Origin of the sequence: Mesorhizobium sp. M1163 (genome assembly GCF_040318415.1) — a bacterium.
Classification (GTDB): domain Bacteria; phylum Pseudomonadota; class Alphaproteobacteria; order Rhizobiales; family Rhizobiaceae; genus Mesorhizobium.
The window spans coordinates 1-13,982 of record NZ_JAMYMF010000041.1; the positions used below are offsets into that span (position 1 = coordinate 1).

Below are 13,982 nucleotides of genomic sequence, written 5' to 3' on the forward strand. Positions count from 1 at the left end.
GCTAAACACGGGGGCTGCGCGGCGGACACGCCGACGTCACAGCTACTGCCACGCCATTTTTGCAGAACTTGACGCACACAACTCGTTGCCGCTGTGGCGCTTAGGGTTGGTTACGGGCCGCGCTCACCTGGCAAGCCCAACCCCCCGCATCCCCCCGCCTGGTGCAAAGTGTTTGATCGGTCCCGCCGTTCTGGCAGTGCGGCGGGACTTTTTTGCGGTCCAGGTGGAGCATCGGCGCGCGGGGGAAAGCGCGGTGCACGCAGCACCCTTTTCTCATCAAACGTACGTCGGTGGCGCGCTGAAGGGTCTCAACGTCGGTCTGCCGCCGGAGCTCAACTAGCTGGACTATTGCTCGACCGGAAGCGGCTCGTGCTGCGGCTCAGCGTGGTGGAAGACCTGTCCAAGATCGCGCGCGTCGAACGTTTGGCCGCAGACTGGGCAGTAGACCAAGTGCTTCGACTCGTCCTCTACCGACCCGTCATGCGGCCTGCCCTCATAGCCTGTCGCGATGTTGTCGGTTCTAATCCGGGGCAACGACAAGTGCCTTTCGTCGTTTTGGCGGCCGATATTTCTGCATTAGCCGGACCTTGTCACGGTCGACCGTGATCAGCGGCCCGAGGTCGATTGTAACGATGCCCTCGTCGATGCGAGTGACCTCGCCTTTCAGGTCGATTTGCTGGCCTCGGTTCACCTTGGTGTGGTCGATGATGGAATGTGGGAAGTCGTAACCTGGGATAGAGACGCTTACGCGGTCCTCTGTTATCCGCCTTCGAACCGTGGCAGTAATCGCCACCTGGTCACCAATGCCTATTCCCCGAGCCATGCCATGGATTCTGGTGCGGGCAGCGTCTTCTTCAAGAGGCTTCTAATATACGCCCGCCATCTTAAGGCTGACCTACGACCAGAGTTACAAAAGTTGAACTTCATCGGGGAACACTCCTTCTGTCTGCCTGTTCAATTTGCCAGGCGCATTCAGACAGGAGAAAGAAAATGAAACGCATCCTTTTGGCTTCGGCCGTGCTGGCGGTATCGGCTGGGCTTTCCTTTGCCCAGACGACGAGCGGAACTTCGAGCGGAACCTCGACGAGCGGAACCTCGACCACGACAACCATGCCCAGTACGACGGATCAGGGCACCGGCACGACGGGCAGCGGGACCAACATGTCCGGCGATCAGGGCACCGACACGACCACCACCAGCGGCACCACAAATCAGAACTCGGCCAGAGACTGCGCGCCCGGCCAGCAGACTGGCAGCGCTCAGCAGGCGGCGCTAGACCGACGAAGGTTGCTGATTGGCACATCGGCTCGGGTTGGAATCACCAGTGTGTGGCTGGCTGGTCTCCCCCGACCACCGGCTAAGATAAACTCGGCTGGCGAGCAAGTTGCCGCCAGCCGAGCATCAGTCCAGGAACGTTTGCGCTTGCTTGTGCTTTCAGTGGGGCACGCCTAGCTTCTGTTTGCTTTCGGTCAGATAGCGTCGCTGGCGTCTTCGGACTACCGGTGAAGCAAGTCCGATGTGCGCCTATCGCGACCCCGCTTCACCTGCCGTCCAGCCGTTCGCGCATTCGCGATCGTCGCTCTCGGCAACAGGCGGCGCGCGCGGCCAGGACGTGTCGCATGTGCGCGCTGTCGAAGGAGGCGCCCAGCAACATTGCGCGTGAAGGCAACGCGGGCATCCGATCGATCGTTAACCTTTCTCTGCAATGAGCGCCTTGTCGCCGGCGATGGGCCTCCGGCTCTTACGCATTATGGAGATCACATGTTGGTCCCGGCACCCGATGCCGGGAGCAGGTCTGCTTCGGAAGCGTCGTGACAGAACTGGGCGACATGGTTGCGGTGGAGTAGGCGCCGTCGCCCTGGATGAACAACAACTGTCGCATGCGGTGCATACGTTGTCGAAGCTTTCGGTCGGCCGCGGCCGCATCGACGACGACCACAACGGCATCAAGTCGTTGCTGAAAACAAGGTATCGTCAAGACATAGCGTGCCGGCGAAGATCCGCCCTCGCGACAGGGATTCGTCAGGCCGATCGGTCGGCAACGCGACCGGCCAGATGAGCGAGAGCTTACCCTCGGTGCTGGTCTCGACCCGGCTCGCATAGAGGCGGTGAAGGGACATCTCCAAACGCTCGTCGACGGTCGTCGATCACTGCCGACTACGAGTCGAGGTCGTATGGCTCGTGGCCTAGCTCCTTGTGATGAAGCGCCTCTGCCATACACCTGATGTCGAACGCTTGGCCGCACGCCGGGCAGAGGACGAAATACTCCTCCTCCCGAAGTGGCGATGCATCGTGGTCTTGGGGGATGACGATGTCATTGTATTCGTCGGGCATTGGGTCCTCCGGCGACGCCGCCCGCCATGCTGGAACGCCTGCCGGCAGGATTTGTTTCAAAGTTACTGCGCTTAAGAAGAGGGCCGGAACGGGTGAAGCACAATGTCGGTAAGCGCAAGGCGACGGCGCCCGAAACTCATCACGTGAGCTGAACGACTGCTTTTGCCAATTCGATGCTCGAAACCTGCCGATCTGCTTAGGCCGGTTCCGGACATTCGTGACCGGCCTCATAAGTCATAAGAAGCGCCCACCACCTACGGGACTCAAGCCGACATTCCCCGAGCCTTTCGCCAGGCACGGACTCTTTGCCAACCGCACATTTGAAGCCTATGCTTCCCACATCGGCCGCCAGCGCGTCGGACGCAGCCGACAGTAAGAGGTACGTGCTCTTGCCCGCATGGGAGAGAGAGCCATGCCCCAATCCCTTCTTCGCAACCATGTATTGAAAACCCTCTCCTCGGAGGATTTCGCGCTTTTGAGGGCGTCACTGCATCACGTCGAACTCAACATCAAAGACCAGCTGGAAGTCTCTTATCAGCCGATCGAGCGTGTGTATTTTCCAGAGATGGGCATCGCGTCGGTGGTCGCTACGATGACCGGAGGGCGCAAAAGCGAGGTCGGCATCGTCGGCCACGACGGCATGACAGGAGTTGCCGTTATTCTCGGCCAGGAGAAGTCGCCCAATGAAACCTATATCCAAGTCGCAGGTAATGGCTGGATCCTCCCGGTTGAAGCTCTTCGCTCTGCGATTGCGGAGAGCCAATCCCTTCGCGAGTCACTGCTTCGCTATGCCCACGCGTTCCTCATCCAGTCGTCCCGGACGGCACTGGTCAACGGCCACTCCAAAATCGAGGAGCGCTTGGCCCGCTGGTTGCTGATGGTCCAAGACCGCGTCGAAGGAAATAAGATCTACCTGACGCATGAATTCCTGGCGACAATGCTTGGTGCCCAGCGCCCCGGCGTTACCACGGCCCTCCAAATGCTTGAATATCGGGGGCTGGTTCACGCCAAGCGCGGCGAGATCACGATTATCGACCGCGTTGGAATGATACGACTCACGCATGGTGCTTACGGGGAGGAGGAGCAAAGTCACTTCGGCCTAGCCTCCGCCCAAGTGTCCTAAATCAGACAAACCCTTGCAAGCTACCGAATTCGTGCCGTAAATCGTGTGGGTCAGGGTTCAGGGAGGAATTCTCGATGACCACCACTTTTGACACAGTCACGGTTGAAAGAGCCGCCGAAGCCTATGTTCTCTCCAGAGGCAAGGCCCACTTCCTTTCGATAGCACAGGCAATCCGCGCCATCCGAACACTCATGCCCGCATGCAGGGCCACCGACCGCGAGCTGGAGGAGCTCTTGGCGGCAGCATCCATTATTCACGGTGTGCCAGTCGCGTTCGACTTAAAAACAGCCGTGGCCGCAGAACCACGGCTCCATTCATAGGGCCGGTGATGCCTGCGCTCGCGCAGACGCCTACCTTATCGGACGTTCGCCAAGCGATTGTCCGCCACCTGATCGACAACATCGGCAGCCCGAGCATTTCGATATCCGAGGTTAGCCACACCGTGAGGAGAATGCTTCCTTTTGCGAACTCACGGACTGGCAACTTGGCGATCTCATTGCGCGAAGCGCGATCGATGCGGGATTCGCGATTGAATCCGACGGGGTGGGTCCCGAAAACGCATGTCGAGGCTCAATAGCGGAACAGCCGCTTTAGCCATGTGGCTCCCAATCACGGACGGTCAGGTTGTGGCCCACGTACAGCCGCCAGGCGGCAACGCGCCTGATATCGCACTTCGAGATCAACTCGGCCGCTTCCTGTTAGCCGGAGTTGCAAGCGGCCCCGCCAACAATCGTGGTTGCGCCTTTAGGGCATCGTGGTTCAGACCGCTGGCGGATTAGAACTCTGTTGGCTTTGCGATCGGCTCGTCGCTGCCGACAATCGGTGACCTATATAAAGGGGCATGTCCACGCGCCGAAAAACCAATGCAACAGCGAAGCTGATTGGAGAATGGCCTTTGACCCCGGCTGCAACGCTTGGATCGTCCGTCAGAGCGAAGGGTATTTTTCTCGAAATACGCGCCCGCCTTCCAACGGAGTTCAGGAAATTGCTCAATATCGAGTCCCGCGTGCTTACCCTGCGCCTGTCTGAGGGCGCCGAAAATGATGTGCAGGTGGTATTCGGGATCGTATCCAAAGCACTGCAGAATATCGAAGAACTGCCCGTAATCCCCCGTGAAATCGAGGACATTCTGACGATCTCGACGGCCGAACGGCACCGCTGGCTGAAAGGTGGTCGCTTGCAGAGCGCCGGGACGAAAACCGTGAAACTCCGCGGGCGGGCAAGGAACATCACCTTTCACGTGTTCGACCCGGAGCACGTGGAGGATGTGCTTGACCGCGACCTGGTTACGGTCTGGCGCGAACAGGACGCAGCGACAGCTGCAGAGAACAGGCGGCGAGCCGCGGGGAAGGCCGCTATGAAACGTGCTCAAAGAAGCGGTCGCGGAACTGCAGCTTCAACTGGCTACGGCCCCGACGAGAACGCGCACTCCAGTTTGCGCGGCTGGGAAGATTTTGAGAATGACGGACTCCTGCGCTGATAGGCCGGGCGCACAAGCAGTTTAGGACGTTTGCCTGCGCCGTGCGAGATGCGCAAGAAGGGCCGTCAAACGCATCGCGTTCAGGACCCGCTTCGCAGGAACACCGCCCTTGCGCGCCATCTCGACACCCCAATGCATGTGGTCGAGCTCGCGGATCGAATGAGCGTCCGGATTGATGCTGAAGATGCAGCCCTGATCGAGTGCCTTTTGATGCCAGCGCCAGTCGAGGTCGAGTCGCCACGGATGTGCGTTGATTTCGACAGCGACGCCGTGTTTCGCACACGCTTTGAGGACTTTGTCGACGTCGAGATCATAACCGGGCCGGCGCAACAGCTGGCGACCGGTCATGTGCCCGATAATTGTCGTCCGAGGATTTCCGATCGCCTCAATGATACGCTCCGTCTGTTCCTTCTTGGGCAACTTGAAGCGGCTGTGCACGCTCGCGACGACGAAATCGAACTGCTCCAAGATATGATTCGGGTAATCGAGCGAGCCATCCGCCAGGATGTCCGCCTCGATGCCCTTCAATATGCGTCCATTGTATGCGTTGTTCAGCCGATCAGCTTCGCGGTGCTGTTCAGCAATCTCCTGCAACGAAAGGCCGCCTGCGTAGTGAGCGGACTGCGAATGATCGGCGACACCATAGTAGTCGAAACCGCGCCTGCGCGCGGCTTCAGCCATTGCCTCAAGCGTTTCGGTGCCATCGGAAGCGGTCGTGTGAGAATGCAGGATGCCATGAAGATCTTCATCCCGAATGAGGGCAGGTAGCTTCTGCTTTGCCGCTCGCTCGATCTCGCCCCTGCCTTCGCGCAATTCAGGCTCGATAAACTGCAGGTCTAGCGCTTGGTAGATTTCTTCCTCTGTGGCTGACGCGATCAGCTTTCTCCCGCGACGAAGCCCATCGGCGCTTAGGGTGTATCCCTTGTCGGCCGCGAACGTCTTCAGTTGCTCAAGGTGGTCTGCCGACCCGGTTGCTTCGAGCAGGCTCGCGCCAAAATGCTTCCTGTCCGTGACAACAAGCCTGAGGGTTGTATCCTCGATACCAGTCGACTTTCTGCCCTGCGCTACCAGGGCCAAGTCGGAAACGAGCTCGCAACCGCGCCGGAAGTCACCTGCAATTTCCACGCGCGAAAACTCTGGATGCTGTTGCTTTACCGATATGACCGCATGGTGGAGAAGAGCGGCGGCCTTGTGCAGGTGAAGTTGCGTTTCGCCGCTTCGCACGATGGCCAGGTTCTGCAGCAGCTTTGTCTGAAGCGCCGCGCCGAGGCCTTTGACTGGGCGGATGCGGTCTTCTCTTGCCGCGGCCTCGAGCTCCGCCAGCGAGTTCACGCCGAGCGCCTGATGAAGCTTCAGTATCTTATCGGGACGAAGCCCGGGTATGGCAAACAGCTCCATCACGCCCGCTGGAACATCCTCGCGCAGCTTCTCAAGGCTTGGGTGCGTGCCGGTTTGGTAAAGCTTGGTCACGATGTCTGCGATCGCGTCACCGATCCCCGGGATCTTGGTGAGGGCGCCGGCGGCGATGATCCGATCAAGCGGCTGCGACAGCGCCATCAGACTGTCTGCCGCGCGCAAGTATGCCTTTGTGCGATAGGGATTGTCGCCGCGCATAGACGCCCGTTGCGCGTATTCCCTTAAAAGACTGGCGACGGTCCTAGGATCGATTTTTGCCATGGCTTCAGCCAAACGAGACCGATCTCCGCAGGTTCCAATGAGGCAAGGCCGTGAGCGCCGCGTTGCCCTTTGAATCCCGGCTTTACTGCCTCTTCCCGCGTCGGACGCTACAGATTGGGCAAGGATTGGTCAGCGCGACCCCGCCCCAGCGATTCAAGGATAGCGCGGAACTGAAAGGCAGCGGCGCGGACGGCCTCAAAATCGAGGCCTTCATCGGGGTCGAGGTCGAACACGAGGCGGTCGGCCTTTTCGACATCCGTATCCGGTTTCTGCCATCGGCTTTAGAAGCCTGACATTCCGGTTCCGGTCCCCTTACCTCGACGTGCCCCATAGACGCCAAGTACCTCGCCCAGAGCAAGCTCCGATGCCAGTTTCAAGAAGTGCAAAATGGCCCATAAATGCGCCGACCAGAGTGAATGCTCTCGTATCCGGGTCTATTTCGAGCAGCGCGGACTTGGTCAGCATTCGGACAGCCTAGCGGGTCCGTCCCAACATAGCCATGGGCACCGGCCTGCTACTCACGGAACACCCCCTCCTCCTTGGCAGCAGCCTCGAAAGCCTGACGGACCTCTTGTCGGCGCACAGTTGCACAGCCTTCCTCCACTTAGGTCCCATCTTGGCCCACTTCATGAGTTCCTCGGCGGCACCCTCGACGCTGTTGCACCCGTAGGTGACCCCAGGTCGGTCGGTCTTGAGGTACACCGGAGGGGAGAACCAATGGGTTGCCACGACACCTCCTACTCAGGGGAGAGATACACGTTGGCCTCCTTAGCGGCAGCCTCAAAGGCCTTTCGTATTATGTGCGGGTCAATCGAATCGCCCTCCAGAGCTGACAGGCAGAGGGTCACCGACTTGTGCCAGCGAGGTCCTCTCCGGGTCCAGGTCTTGAGTTGCTCAAGGGCTGTCCTCGCATTGTTGCAGCCATGCCTGACACCAGTTTCAGTCTTCACGAACACCGGAAGGACGAACCAGATGGGCGCCATGATACGTCCTACTCAGGGGAGAGATACACGTTGGCCTCCTTGGCAGCCGCCTCAAAGGCTTCACGGACCTCTTGGGGAGACACCGTGCCCTCGAACGCGTCGACGCAGGATTGGACCGCCTTCGTCCACTTCGGGCCCTTTGTGTCCCACCCCATGAGTTCCTCGGCGGCTCCCTCGACGTGGCTGACCCCATTGCGAATGCCCGGACGTTTCGTCTTCACGTAGACCGGTGGAGAGAACCAGAGAGGACCCATAAGGGGGAACTTAGAGCGGCAAGAGCCCGCCGACCAACCCCGCTTTAGCCGCAGCTAAGGGAACGATGTAGGCCCTCGCGGGTTTAGAGTGGCAGCGGGATTCTTCGTGGATGTGCAGCCGCTGTGGGGGGTCCGTCGCCTCTCCCTCACCGGCGGCGGGCTCCTCTCGCGAAGGCGGTTTTGGTCAGAGACACCTAGAACCTTTACCGCACTCCAATTTAGGTAGTTATCATTGGGGGGAATAATGTCCCCTCCTCTTTGGCAGCAGCCAGGAATGCCTTGCGGGCCTCCTCAGGTTCCATCTCGTCGAAAATCACGGCCATGCAAACGCGCACTGCGAGGTCCCAGCAAGGGCCACGCTTGGTCCACTTCATCAGCTCCTCGCCGGCTGCCTCGGCGTTGTTGACGTTGCGGATGATCCCGAGACGCTCGGTCTTGACCGGGACCGGAGGGTTGAACCAGTGGAGGGCCATGCAGTCACTCTTTGTCGGCCCGATCAAGTTCCTCCAGCAAATACTTTTGCTCAGCCGGCAGCTCCCGTTCTACAGGCAGATTTAGCATTCTGCGAAGGGAATTGCGGATTACCTCTGACTATTGAAATGGCGCAGGACGGCGCGTTTCCGTTGCGATGCCACAGCGGCTGAAGTTGGCTGCTACTCGCGACCGTCGAAAGCCACGCAGAGGCCCATGGCAGTTGCTGCCTCGACGATTGCCTCGGTTAGTTCTTCGTCGGACCCACCAAATAAGGCGCAGTCTCCCGAGCTTCGCGTAGTGCCGCTTTGATCGAGACCGTGTCGCGACGGTCCGCCCTGTTGAGGAGTACAGTAATTGCTTGGTTCTAGAAACGGACCGACCCTTCGCGCGCTCATCCAGCCCTCCCCAGGGACACGCCGAAGGTACTCTACTCCCTACCTGAGCGGCATCAAGACGATATACGAATTGCACAAATTGGTACGGCGCTGGGCCGCGACAGTCAGGAATGTTTGGTAGAATTTCTGTGGTGGGGATCGGACACTGGCTCGCGAAGACCCTCATGCTCCTCCTCGATCCTATTGACGCGCCTCGAGCCGCCTTTCTCCCACATCCCAGGTCGGTCTGTCCTGACGTACACCGCAGGCGAGAACAAATGGGTTGCCATGAGGCTATTCGCGAAGATCGAACCCGACGAACAGGCCTAAGGCTGGGGCAACATTGACAATAAACTCCACCAGCTCGCAGTCAGTTTCCGCCAGATGTGGCCGGTCTCGGCGCACCGCTGCAATAGTCTCTTTGACGGAGATGATTTGGCCGCGACGGGCTTGTAGGATCAGCTCGTGAACAAGGTGTTTGGCAGTCACTTTGTCGGGTCGGCAGTTCGTCCAAACGTTCATACAAGGCCTCCCACCTCAGCGAGAACCAAGGGGACATTCATGATCCTCTGTCGGGAAAAATCAAGAAGAAATGTTTGCCGGAATTTCTGAGCGGGAACCAGAGAAACAAGTACGGAGCGACCCTCTGTACTCTTCCGCTTTGGCGCTCAGCCAGCCGGCTAGGGACCTTCTTCCGTCGGGCCCTGTTTGGCCCGATCAATAGCCGCAAGTAATGACTGTAGGGTTGGCGGCAGTTCTGGTTCGACCTCCAGATTTAAGAACGTTTGTACGTGATGACGATAGCCTTCGGAACGGATCAGTTTCCGAAACGCTTCGGAGACAGACTGATGGTCTGCTTTGTTGCTGGTTGTCATGTTCGGGAAGTCCGTCCCAATCAGCCGCAACTCGCCCGCAACGAATGGGGTTCCATCAGGAGGTCGGAATATTTGGTAGAAATTTCTGAGCGGGAGATCGGATAACTGGCTCGCGCGAAGACCCCCCGTGCCCCCTTCGTTTGCCGCAGCATTAATCCTCGCTCTTTGAACTGAAGATTCGTGTCGATCTGGGTCGGTGAACGTTGGAATGCTTCTGTCCGATGTTTGCTCACGCTGTGATGTAGGGCAGGCTCTTGCGGGACGGTGCCGCAAGGCCGCGAAAATGAAACGCCGGCCCAGTTCAACCCGCGCGACCTCTCTCAAAGCTGGGGGGATTGATCTTCATCAAGCGGTCTGCGGCCTCGACCGCAGTTCGTATCCTGCTGCACAGCGCGAGACTTTCGGCCAGCATTTCTTCAGTGCGTTGAAGCGCGAGCTCGGTCCGGTGGATGCGCTGCCTGGCGTTCGCAACTTCCGATGTCAGAAGGTCGGCCACCATCCCGTGGCCATGGGGTTCCATAGTATCCATGGTTTCTAATACATGGGGGGCGATATCGTTCCGTGATGTCGGGCGAAACGGCGGGCCGCAGAAAAGCGCGATGGGCCGCATGACCAATGCGCTCCCTGTCAAAACAGCGCCAGAAACAGCCGAACGGCTTCGGCCGCTCTACATCCCACGGGCAGAGGCGATTACGGTCCAGAGGGCCATTGATCTGTTCAGACACGACTACAACGTAAGCGAAGACACACTCAGGCGGCTGGTGATCAAGCACCGTCTTCACAACCAGAGAATGCCCGGTGCTCCGTCGAGAATAAGCGCTCCCGGTTTGGTTATGGCGCTCGCCGGCGATGACGACGCGGTTGAGGCAGGACGATCGCGAGCACCCGGACCTAACTCGGTATTTCAAGCGGCTCGGCATCCCGCGACCCTGACTTGCTATCAAAAGTTATGGTCGCGGCGACTGTCTAGAGTAGACATTAAGTAGATGTCGCGGCCCGACAGGGCCCCACACAAGAGCGAACCGTTGCTGCCTTGCGCGTCGCCCTCTAGGCCGCCGGCGTCGAGTTCATCCCGGAGAACGTCAGCCGCGCCGGCGTGAGGCTCCGCAAACCTTAGGCCTTAGACTCGTTACTGCGCAGCCACACACCTGCTTTTCGCCATCGGACGAAGCGGTTGCAACAGGTGGTGCGCGGCCCATAGCGCTGAGGCAGGTCGCGCCATGGAGCACCGGAGCGCAGCACCCAGAAGATGCCGTTCAGCACGCGCCGATCATCAACACGCGGCACACCTCTTGGCTTGTTGGGTAGACGCTTTATTCCATTGCTGACCATTGTCCAAAAGCGCTGTTAACCAAATTTTCTCACCCGCCAATGCTTATTCGCGCGACTGAAGGGGTGAGGTGATCGATGTGTGATTCAAACATTAGCGCGTTTCCGCTGCATCGGCGGCGGAAGTTGGTCGAAGGGATCGCCCGGGTCCTGGAATCCAAGAACGGGGAGGACGCGAACGCCTTCTGGCGCAACACCGCCAAGGCAATTCTCGTTCAACTGTGCGAATCAGGAATTGCACCCGGGGTCGCCGAACAGGAAGTTGGAACGCTTCTTCATGCTGTCTTAGGCGATATCGCCACCCGCAGTGCTGCGAAACTTGCACAATAGCATCGGCTCACGATGAGGGATTGCCGCATAGAGACGCCCCGGGGCTCCACAAGCGTAGCACCACTGCATCCGTCAAACGCAGGTTTCTCACTGCGGATGAAAAGATAGCCGCGTTCGTCGAAATCATGCGCGCGAATGTGCTCTCGGGCGAGATACGGTTCCGCCTCGCCTGTCCGGCGTTCATCGACCAAATCGAGGTAGGCGATGCCGAAACCCGCGTTCATGGAAGGCCGACGGACCTTTTCCACGAGCTGAACCCGCAAAACCAATGAGCCGCCGTTGAGTTCCACACTGCCCTTTTATGCGACTTTTGAAGCACAAAAGGCGAACATGTAGTGGCCGGCCTATGTGTTCTCGACGTCAACAGCACTGACTCACTTCGGCTATCGCCGGCTTGTGAATGACCGGAAGGGGGCCGTTTCCAGACCGTCCCGGTTTCGGTAGTTGCGAGAAGCTGCCGTTCTGCAGCCGACCCCTTAGCGGACATGGGGAGCTACTTCGAACAAAGATGTAAGCTGCCCTCCCCCATGCCAATCCAATGGCAGTCCTTCGGGCTACCATTGCAGTTTGGTGTACCTTTCCTTCTATAGGCTCTAAGCGATTCCAAGAGGGGGATTTTTGCCTTTCCAGCTGCAGAACTAACATCGTCAAAGCACGGCTCCCATAGTGCCGCATGACCAGCGCGATGCGCGACTGAAACACACGAACGGGACAGAATGTTGGACTTGTTTACTCCGCGATTCCGGGAAGAAAAGCTCCACAATTACTTTCGTCGCATCTCGGCCGACCCTCACTACGCGAAGGTCCAGCCTATCATTCAAAACTGGGCGACAGGCCTGCTGGATCGAAGGGGAGAGAGCCAGAAATTCATCAACGAATTTCAAACGACATTCAATTCCTCGATGTGGGAACTCTATTTGAACAGAGCGCTGACCGATTTGGGGTGCAGTGTCGACTTTTCAAAGTCAGCGCCGGATTTCTTCGTCCGAGGACCCGGAAACTACGAGTTCAACATAGAGGCTGTCGTCTCTGACCAGCCTCCGACCGCGAAGCAGAAGAAGACCTTCAACGAGCAAGATTTCAAAACCCGTGGTGCACTGAAGCTTGCTGGGAAGATCAGGGACAAGCTGGATCTTTACCGCGGAAGCAATGGAAAGAAGCACCCGTATTCCTCGATGAGCCACGTGTGCAGCCGGCCATTTGTCATTGCAATCGCCCCCTTCGATAGCGACCTCTCACTCACCCAAAACAACGAACTCATCAACATGGTCCTTTTTGGCTTGGCGCCGCCTTTGCTCGAAGGGCCAGACCTAGGAAAGCAAGACAAGATAACCTCTCTCCTGAAGCCTTCGGGTGCGCGAGTTGAGATGGGAATTTTCACGAACGATTCGTTCAAAGAGATCAGCGCCGTTTTCTTTTCTACGGTCGGGACCTTTGGAAAAGCGGTCGTTGAAGGTAAGATTGATAGGCTCGTCCGGTCGACCCGTTACAGGGTGATCGACAAGGACAGGATTGCGCCCGGTTCGGAGCTCTGGCAAGTCGGGACGCACCGGTTTCAGCTCGCCGCGCTGAATTACCTCCTCACGCAACGACGAGAAAGCGAGCATCAGATCGGCGGTGCAGATGTGCTTATTCAGCACTCATCGTTTCATCGTGAAACCCATCTCGATGGGTTTCAGGTCTATTTCAATCCGTTTGCAGAGGTACCGTTTGAGCCAGAATTCCCATGGCCCGCAGAAATCGCTCTCAACTATTACGACGTCGAAAGCGGTGAGCACATCCAAGCGCATCCTGACGGCGCGCTCGTTTCAAGGCAGGTTTATCAAATAACCCCCGAATACATTCGGCTTCTGCTCGGCAGTTATGGCTTTCTTTCATGATGGTTAGCCGGATTGGAGAGGCTTCAAGATCGATTCCTAAGTCCGCATCCTGAGTTCTGCGCTCAAGAGCGGACTGACAGCAACCTGAGGTGCCTTTTTGCGACTGTGTGACGATTGCTTTGAACTCCGGTCATCAACATCTGGTACCATTCTTGAAGTAGCAGCAAGTAGGGCGTCGAACGATCAAGTCTGTCGCCCGAAACCGAATTGGGTCCCCATTATGAAACAGGAGGCAACTACTGTGGCAGCGGGAACTGCCGCGAGCATCGAACTTGCGGATCTGATCCGACGAAACGTGGAGTCTATGGCCTTCCCGCCATCGGAAATAGAGGCGGCCACCTATGAGGAGGTGAGCGCGCTGCCGCGCGTAGTTGTTTCTCGGCCGCCCGTGGAAGAGCTTTTGGCGACTGGCTTCGTGCGTTATGACTGTCACCGAAATTGCGGTGAGCAAGCTGCCAATGACCCGGATGGCAAAAGCAGACAGGTCACTGGATGGTTGCCCCATGGTGAAGACCTGATCCTCCACTCGGTCGCCATTATTGAAAATGAATGGATCTGTCTGACGCCGCAGTTAGTGCCTGCGCCGAACAGGTTTGAGTTCATTCCTGACCCTCATCTTGAGTGGCGCAATGCAGATGGCGGCGCCACCCGGACAGCATTCCGTCATGGGAATGAGGTACCGAAAGCACTTCGCAGGGACCCAGGCCATCATATCCGTATGTGGGACGAATTCCAGGCTCTCGTCGCAAGGGGACATTCGGTGATCGAGGCCAGAGATTTCATGGCAACGTCCGCTTTTTAGGAAATCGAACGTCGATTCGGAATGTCCGGCATGCGGCGCTAACCTGCCCGTCACGGTTCGAGCGAGT

General features: G+C 58.2%; 16 protein-coding genes and 1 pseudogene. 8 read left to right on the forward strand and 9 right to left on the reverse strand.

Annotation, left to right across the window (positions count from 1 at the left end; all coding sequences use genetic code 11):
- Positions 1 to 520: 520 nt before the first annotated feature.
- Entirely contained in the window at positions 521 to 823 is a 303-nt protein-coding gene (locus tag NKH43_RS29735) for a hypothetical protein (RefSeq protein WP_352861146.1), read from the reverse strand.
- Positions 824 to 990: 167 nt separating this feature from the next.
- Here NKH43_RS29735 and NKH43_RS29740 point away from each other — a divergent pair, with 167 nt between their 5' ends.
- Positions 991 to 1,452, forward strand: coding sequence for a hypothetical protein (locus NKH43_RS29740; protein WP_352861148.1), 462 nt, complete (start codon positions 991 to 993; stop codon positions 1,450 to 1,452).
- A 705-nt stretch (positions 1,453 to 2,157) separates the two neighbouring features.
- On the opposite strand, the gene NKH43_RS29745 is transcribed toward NKH43_RS29740, so the two are convergent.
- Positions 2,158 to 2,334: a hypothetical protein gene (locus NKH43_RS29745; protein WP_352861150.1), complete on the reverse strand. Its 177-nt coding sequence runs from the start codon at positions 2,332 to 2,334 to the stop codon at positions 2,158 to 2,160.
- A 412-nt stretch (positions 2,335 to 2,746) separates the two neighbouring features.
- On the opposite strand from NKH43_RS29745, the gene NKH43_RS29750 reads away from it, so the two are divergent.
- The 3 genes from NKH43_RS29750 to NKH43_RS29760 all read left to right on the forward strand — a co-directional run bounded on the left by NKH43_RS29750 (position 2,747) and on the right by NKH43_RS29760 (position 4,937).
- Entirely contained in the window at positions 2,747 to 3,457 is a 711-nt protein-coding gene (locus NKH43_RS29750; protein ID WP_352861152.1) for a Crp/Fnr family transcriptional regulator, read from the forward strand.
- Between the two features lie 74 nt (positions 3,458 to 3,531).
- A complete protein-coding gene (locus NKH43_RS29755; RefSeq protein ID WP_352479079.1) occupies positions 3,532 to 3,777 on the forward strand; it encodes a hypothetical protein in 246 nt (81 codons plus the stop codon).
- Positions 3,778 to 4,298: 521 nt separating this feature from the next.
- Positions 4,299 to 4,937, forward strand: a complete 639-nt coding sequence (locus tag NKH43_RS29760) for a hypothetical protein (RefSeq protein ID WP_352861154.1) — start codon at positions 4,299 to 4,301, stop codon at positions 4,935 to 4,937.
- A gap of 21 nt (positions 4,938 to 4,958) precedes the next feature.
- On the opposite strand, the gene NKH43_RS29765 is transcribed toward NKH43_RS29760, so the two are convergent.
- Positions 4,959 to 6,614: a DNA polymerase/3'-5' exonuclease PolX gene (locus NKH43_RS29765; RefSeq protein ID WP_352861198.1), complete on the reverse strand. Its 1,656-nt coding sequence runs from the start codon at positions 6,612 to 6,614 to the stop codon at positions 4,959 to 4,961.
- Between the two features lie 50 nt (positions 6,615 to 6,664).
- On the opposite strand from NKH43_RS29765, the gene NKH43_RS35380 reads away from it, so the two are divergent.
- Positions 6,665 to 6,907 carry a hypothetical protein gene (locus NKH43_RS35380; RefSeq protein WP_502906522.1) on the forward strand — a complete coding sequence of 81 codons (243 nt, stop codon included), beginning with the start codon at positions 6,665 to 6,667 and terminating at the stop codon, positions 6,905 to 6,907.
- Positions 6,908 to 7,351: 444 nt separating this feature from the next.
- Here NKH43_RS35380 and NKH43_RS29775 read toward each other — a convergent pair whose 3' ends face one another.
- From NKH43_RS29775 to NKH43_RS29800, 6 genes and pseudogenes are all read right to left on the reverse strand, one after another.
- Positions 7,352 to 7,597 (reverse strand): DUF982 domain-containing protein, encoded by a 246-nt coding sequence (locus NKH43_RS29775; protein WP_352861156.1) that lies wholly within the window; start codon positions 7,595 to 7,597, stop codon positions 7,352 to 7,354.
- An 8-nt stretch (positions 7,598 to 7,605) separates the two neighbouring features.
- Entirely contained in the window at positions 7,606 to 7,851 is a 246-nt protein-coding gene (locus NKH43_RS29780; RefSeq protein ID WP_352643109.1) for a DUF982 domain-containing protein, read from the reverse strand.
- A 218-nt stretch (positions 7,852 to 8,069) separates the two neighbouring features.
- Positions 8,070 to 8,324: a DUF982 domain-containing protein gene (locus NKH43_RS29785; protein ID WP_352861157.1), complete on the reverse strand. Its 255-nt coding sequence runs from the start codon at positions 8,322 to 8,324 to the stop codon at positions 8,070 to 8,072.
- A gap of 669 nt (positions 8,325 to 8,993) precedes the next feature.
- A complete protein-coding gene (locus tag NKH43_RS29790) occupies positions 8,994 to 9,221 on the reverse strand; it encodes a hypothetical protein (RefSeq protein ID WP_352861158.1) in 228 nt (75 codons plus the stop codon).
- Positions 9,222 to 9,875: 654 nt separating this feature from the next.
- The gene (locus NKH43_RS29795; RefSeq protein WP_352861160.1) at positions 9,876 to 10,184 is read right to left on the reverse strand and encodes a hypothetical protein; all 309 of its coding nucleotides are present in this window, start codon (positions 10,182 to 10,184) and stop codon (positions 9,876 to 9,878) included.
- A 524-nt stretch (positions 10,185 to 10,708) separates the two neighbouring features.
- A pseudogene (locus NKH43_RS29800) lies at positions 10,709 to 10,906 on the reverse strand (transposase); the annotation flags it as partial.
- A gap of 75 nt (positions 10,907 to 10,981) precedes the next feature.
- Between NKH43_RS29800 and NKH43_RS29805 the strand changes: the two are divergent.
- From NKH43_RS29805 to NKH43_RS29815, 3 genes are all read left to right on the forward strand, one after another.
- Positions 10,982 to 11,233 carry a DUF6074 family protein gene (locus NKH43_RS29805; RefSeq protein ID WP_352861161.1) on the forward strand — a complete coding sequence of 84 codons (252 nt, stop codon included), beginning with the start codon at positions 10,982 to 10,984 and terminating at the stop codon, positions 11,231 to 11,233.
- A 716-nt stretch (positions 11,234 to 11,949) separates the two neighbouring features.
- On the forward strand, positions 11,950 to 13,113 hold the full coding sequence (locus NKH43_RS29810) for a hypothetical protein (RefSeq protein WP_352861163.1): 1,164 nt from the start codon (positions 11,950 to 11,952) through the stop codon (positions 13,111 to 13,113).
- 220 nt (positions 13,114 to 13,333) lie between these two features.
- Positions 13,334 to 13,915, forward strand: coding sequence for a hypothetical protein (locus tag NKH43_RS29815; RefSeq protein WP_352682139.1), 582 nt, complete (start codon positions 13,334 to 13,336; stop codon positions 13,913 to 13,915).
- Positions 13,916 to 13,982 lie beyond the last annotated feature (67 nt).

Coding starts and splice junctions, on each gene's coding strand:
- NKH43_RS29785 (WP_352861157.1), bottom strand. CDS start 8,324: ATGGCCCTCCACTGGTTCAACCCTCCGGTCCCGGTCAAGACCGAGCGT.
- NKH43_RS29755 (WP_352479079.1), top strand. CDS start 3,532: ATGACCACCACTTTTGACACAGTCACGGTTGAAAGAGCCGCCGAAGCC.
- NKH43_RS29760 (WP_352861154.1), top strand. CDS start 4,299: ATGTCCACGCGCCGAAAAACCAATGCAACAGCGAAGCTGATTGGAGAA.
- NKH43_RS29735 (WP_352861146.1), bottom strand. CDS start 823: ATGGCTCGGGGAATAGGCATTGGTGACCAGGTGGCGATTACTGCCACG.
- NKH43_RS29765 (WP_352861198.1), bottom strand. CDS start 6,614: ATGGCAAAAATCGATCCTAGGACCGTCGCCAGTCTTTTAAGGGAATAC.
- NKH43_RS29790 (WP_352861158.1), bottom strand. CDS start 9,221: ATGAACGTTTGGACGAACTGCCGACCCGACAAAGTGACTGCCAAACAC.
- NKH43_RS29780 (WP_352643109.1), bottom strand. CDS start 7,851: ATGGGTCCTCTCTGGTTCTCTCCACCGGTCTACGTGAAGACGAAACGT.
- NKH43_RS29745 (WP_352861150.1), bottom strand. CDS start 2,334: ATGCCCGACGAATACAATGACATCGTCATCCCCCAAGACCACGATGCA.
- NKH43_RS29795 (WP_352861160.1), bottom strand. CDS start 10,184: ATGCGGCCCATCGCGCTTTTCTGCGGCCCGCCGTTTCGCCCGACATCA.
- NKH43_RS29775 (WP_352861156.1), bottom strand. CDS start 7,597: ATGGCGCCCATCTGGTTCGTCCTTCCGGTGTTCGTGAAGACTGAAACT.
- NKH43_RS29815 (WP_352682139.1), top strand. CDS start 13,334: ATGAAACAGGAGGCAACTACTGTGGCAGCGGGAACTGCCGCGAGCATC.
- NKH43_RS29750 (WP_352861152.1), top strand. CDS start 2,747: ATGCCCCAATCCCTTCTTCGCAACCATGTATTGAAAACCCTCTCCTCG.
- NKH43_RS29805 (WP_352861161.1), top strand. CDS start 10,982: ATGTGTGATTCAAACATTAGCGCGTTTCCGCTGCATCGGCGGCGGAAG.
- NKH43_RS29810 (WP_352861163.1), top strand. CDS start 11,950: ATGTTGGACTTGTTTACTCCGCGATTCCGGGAAGAAAAGCTCCACAAT.
- NKH43_RS29740 (WP_352861148.1), top strand. CDS start 991: ATGAAACGCATCCTTTTGGCTTCGGCCGTGCTGGCGGTATCGGCTGGG.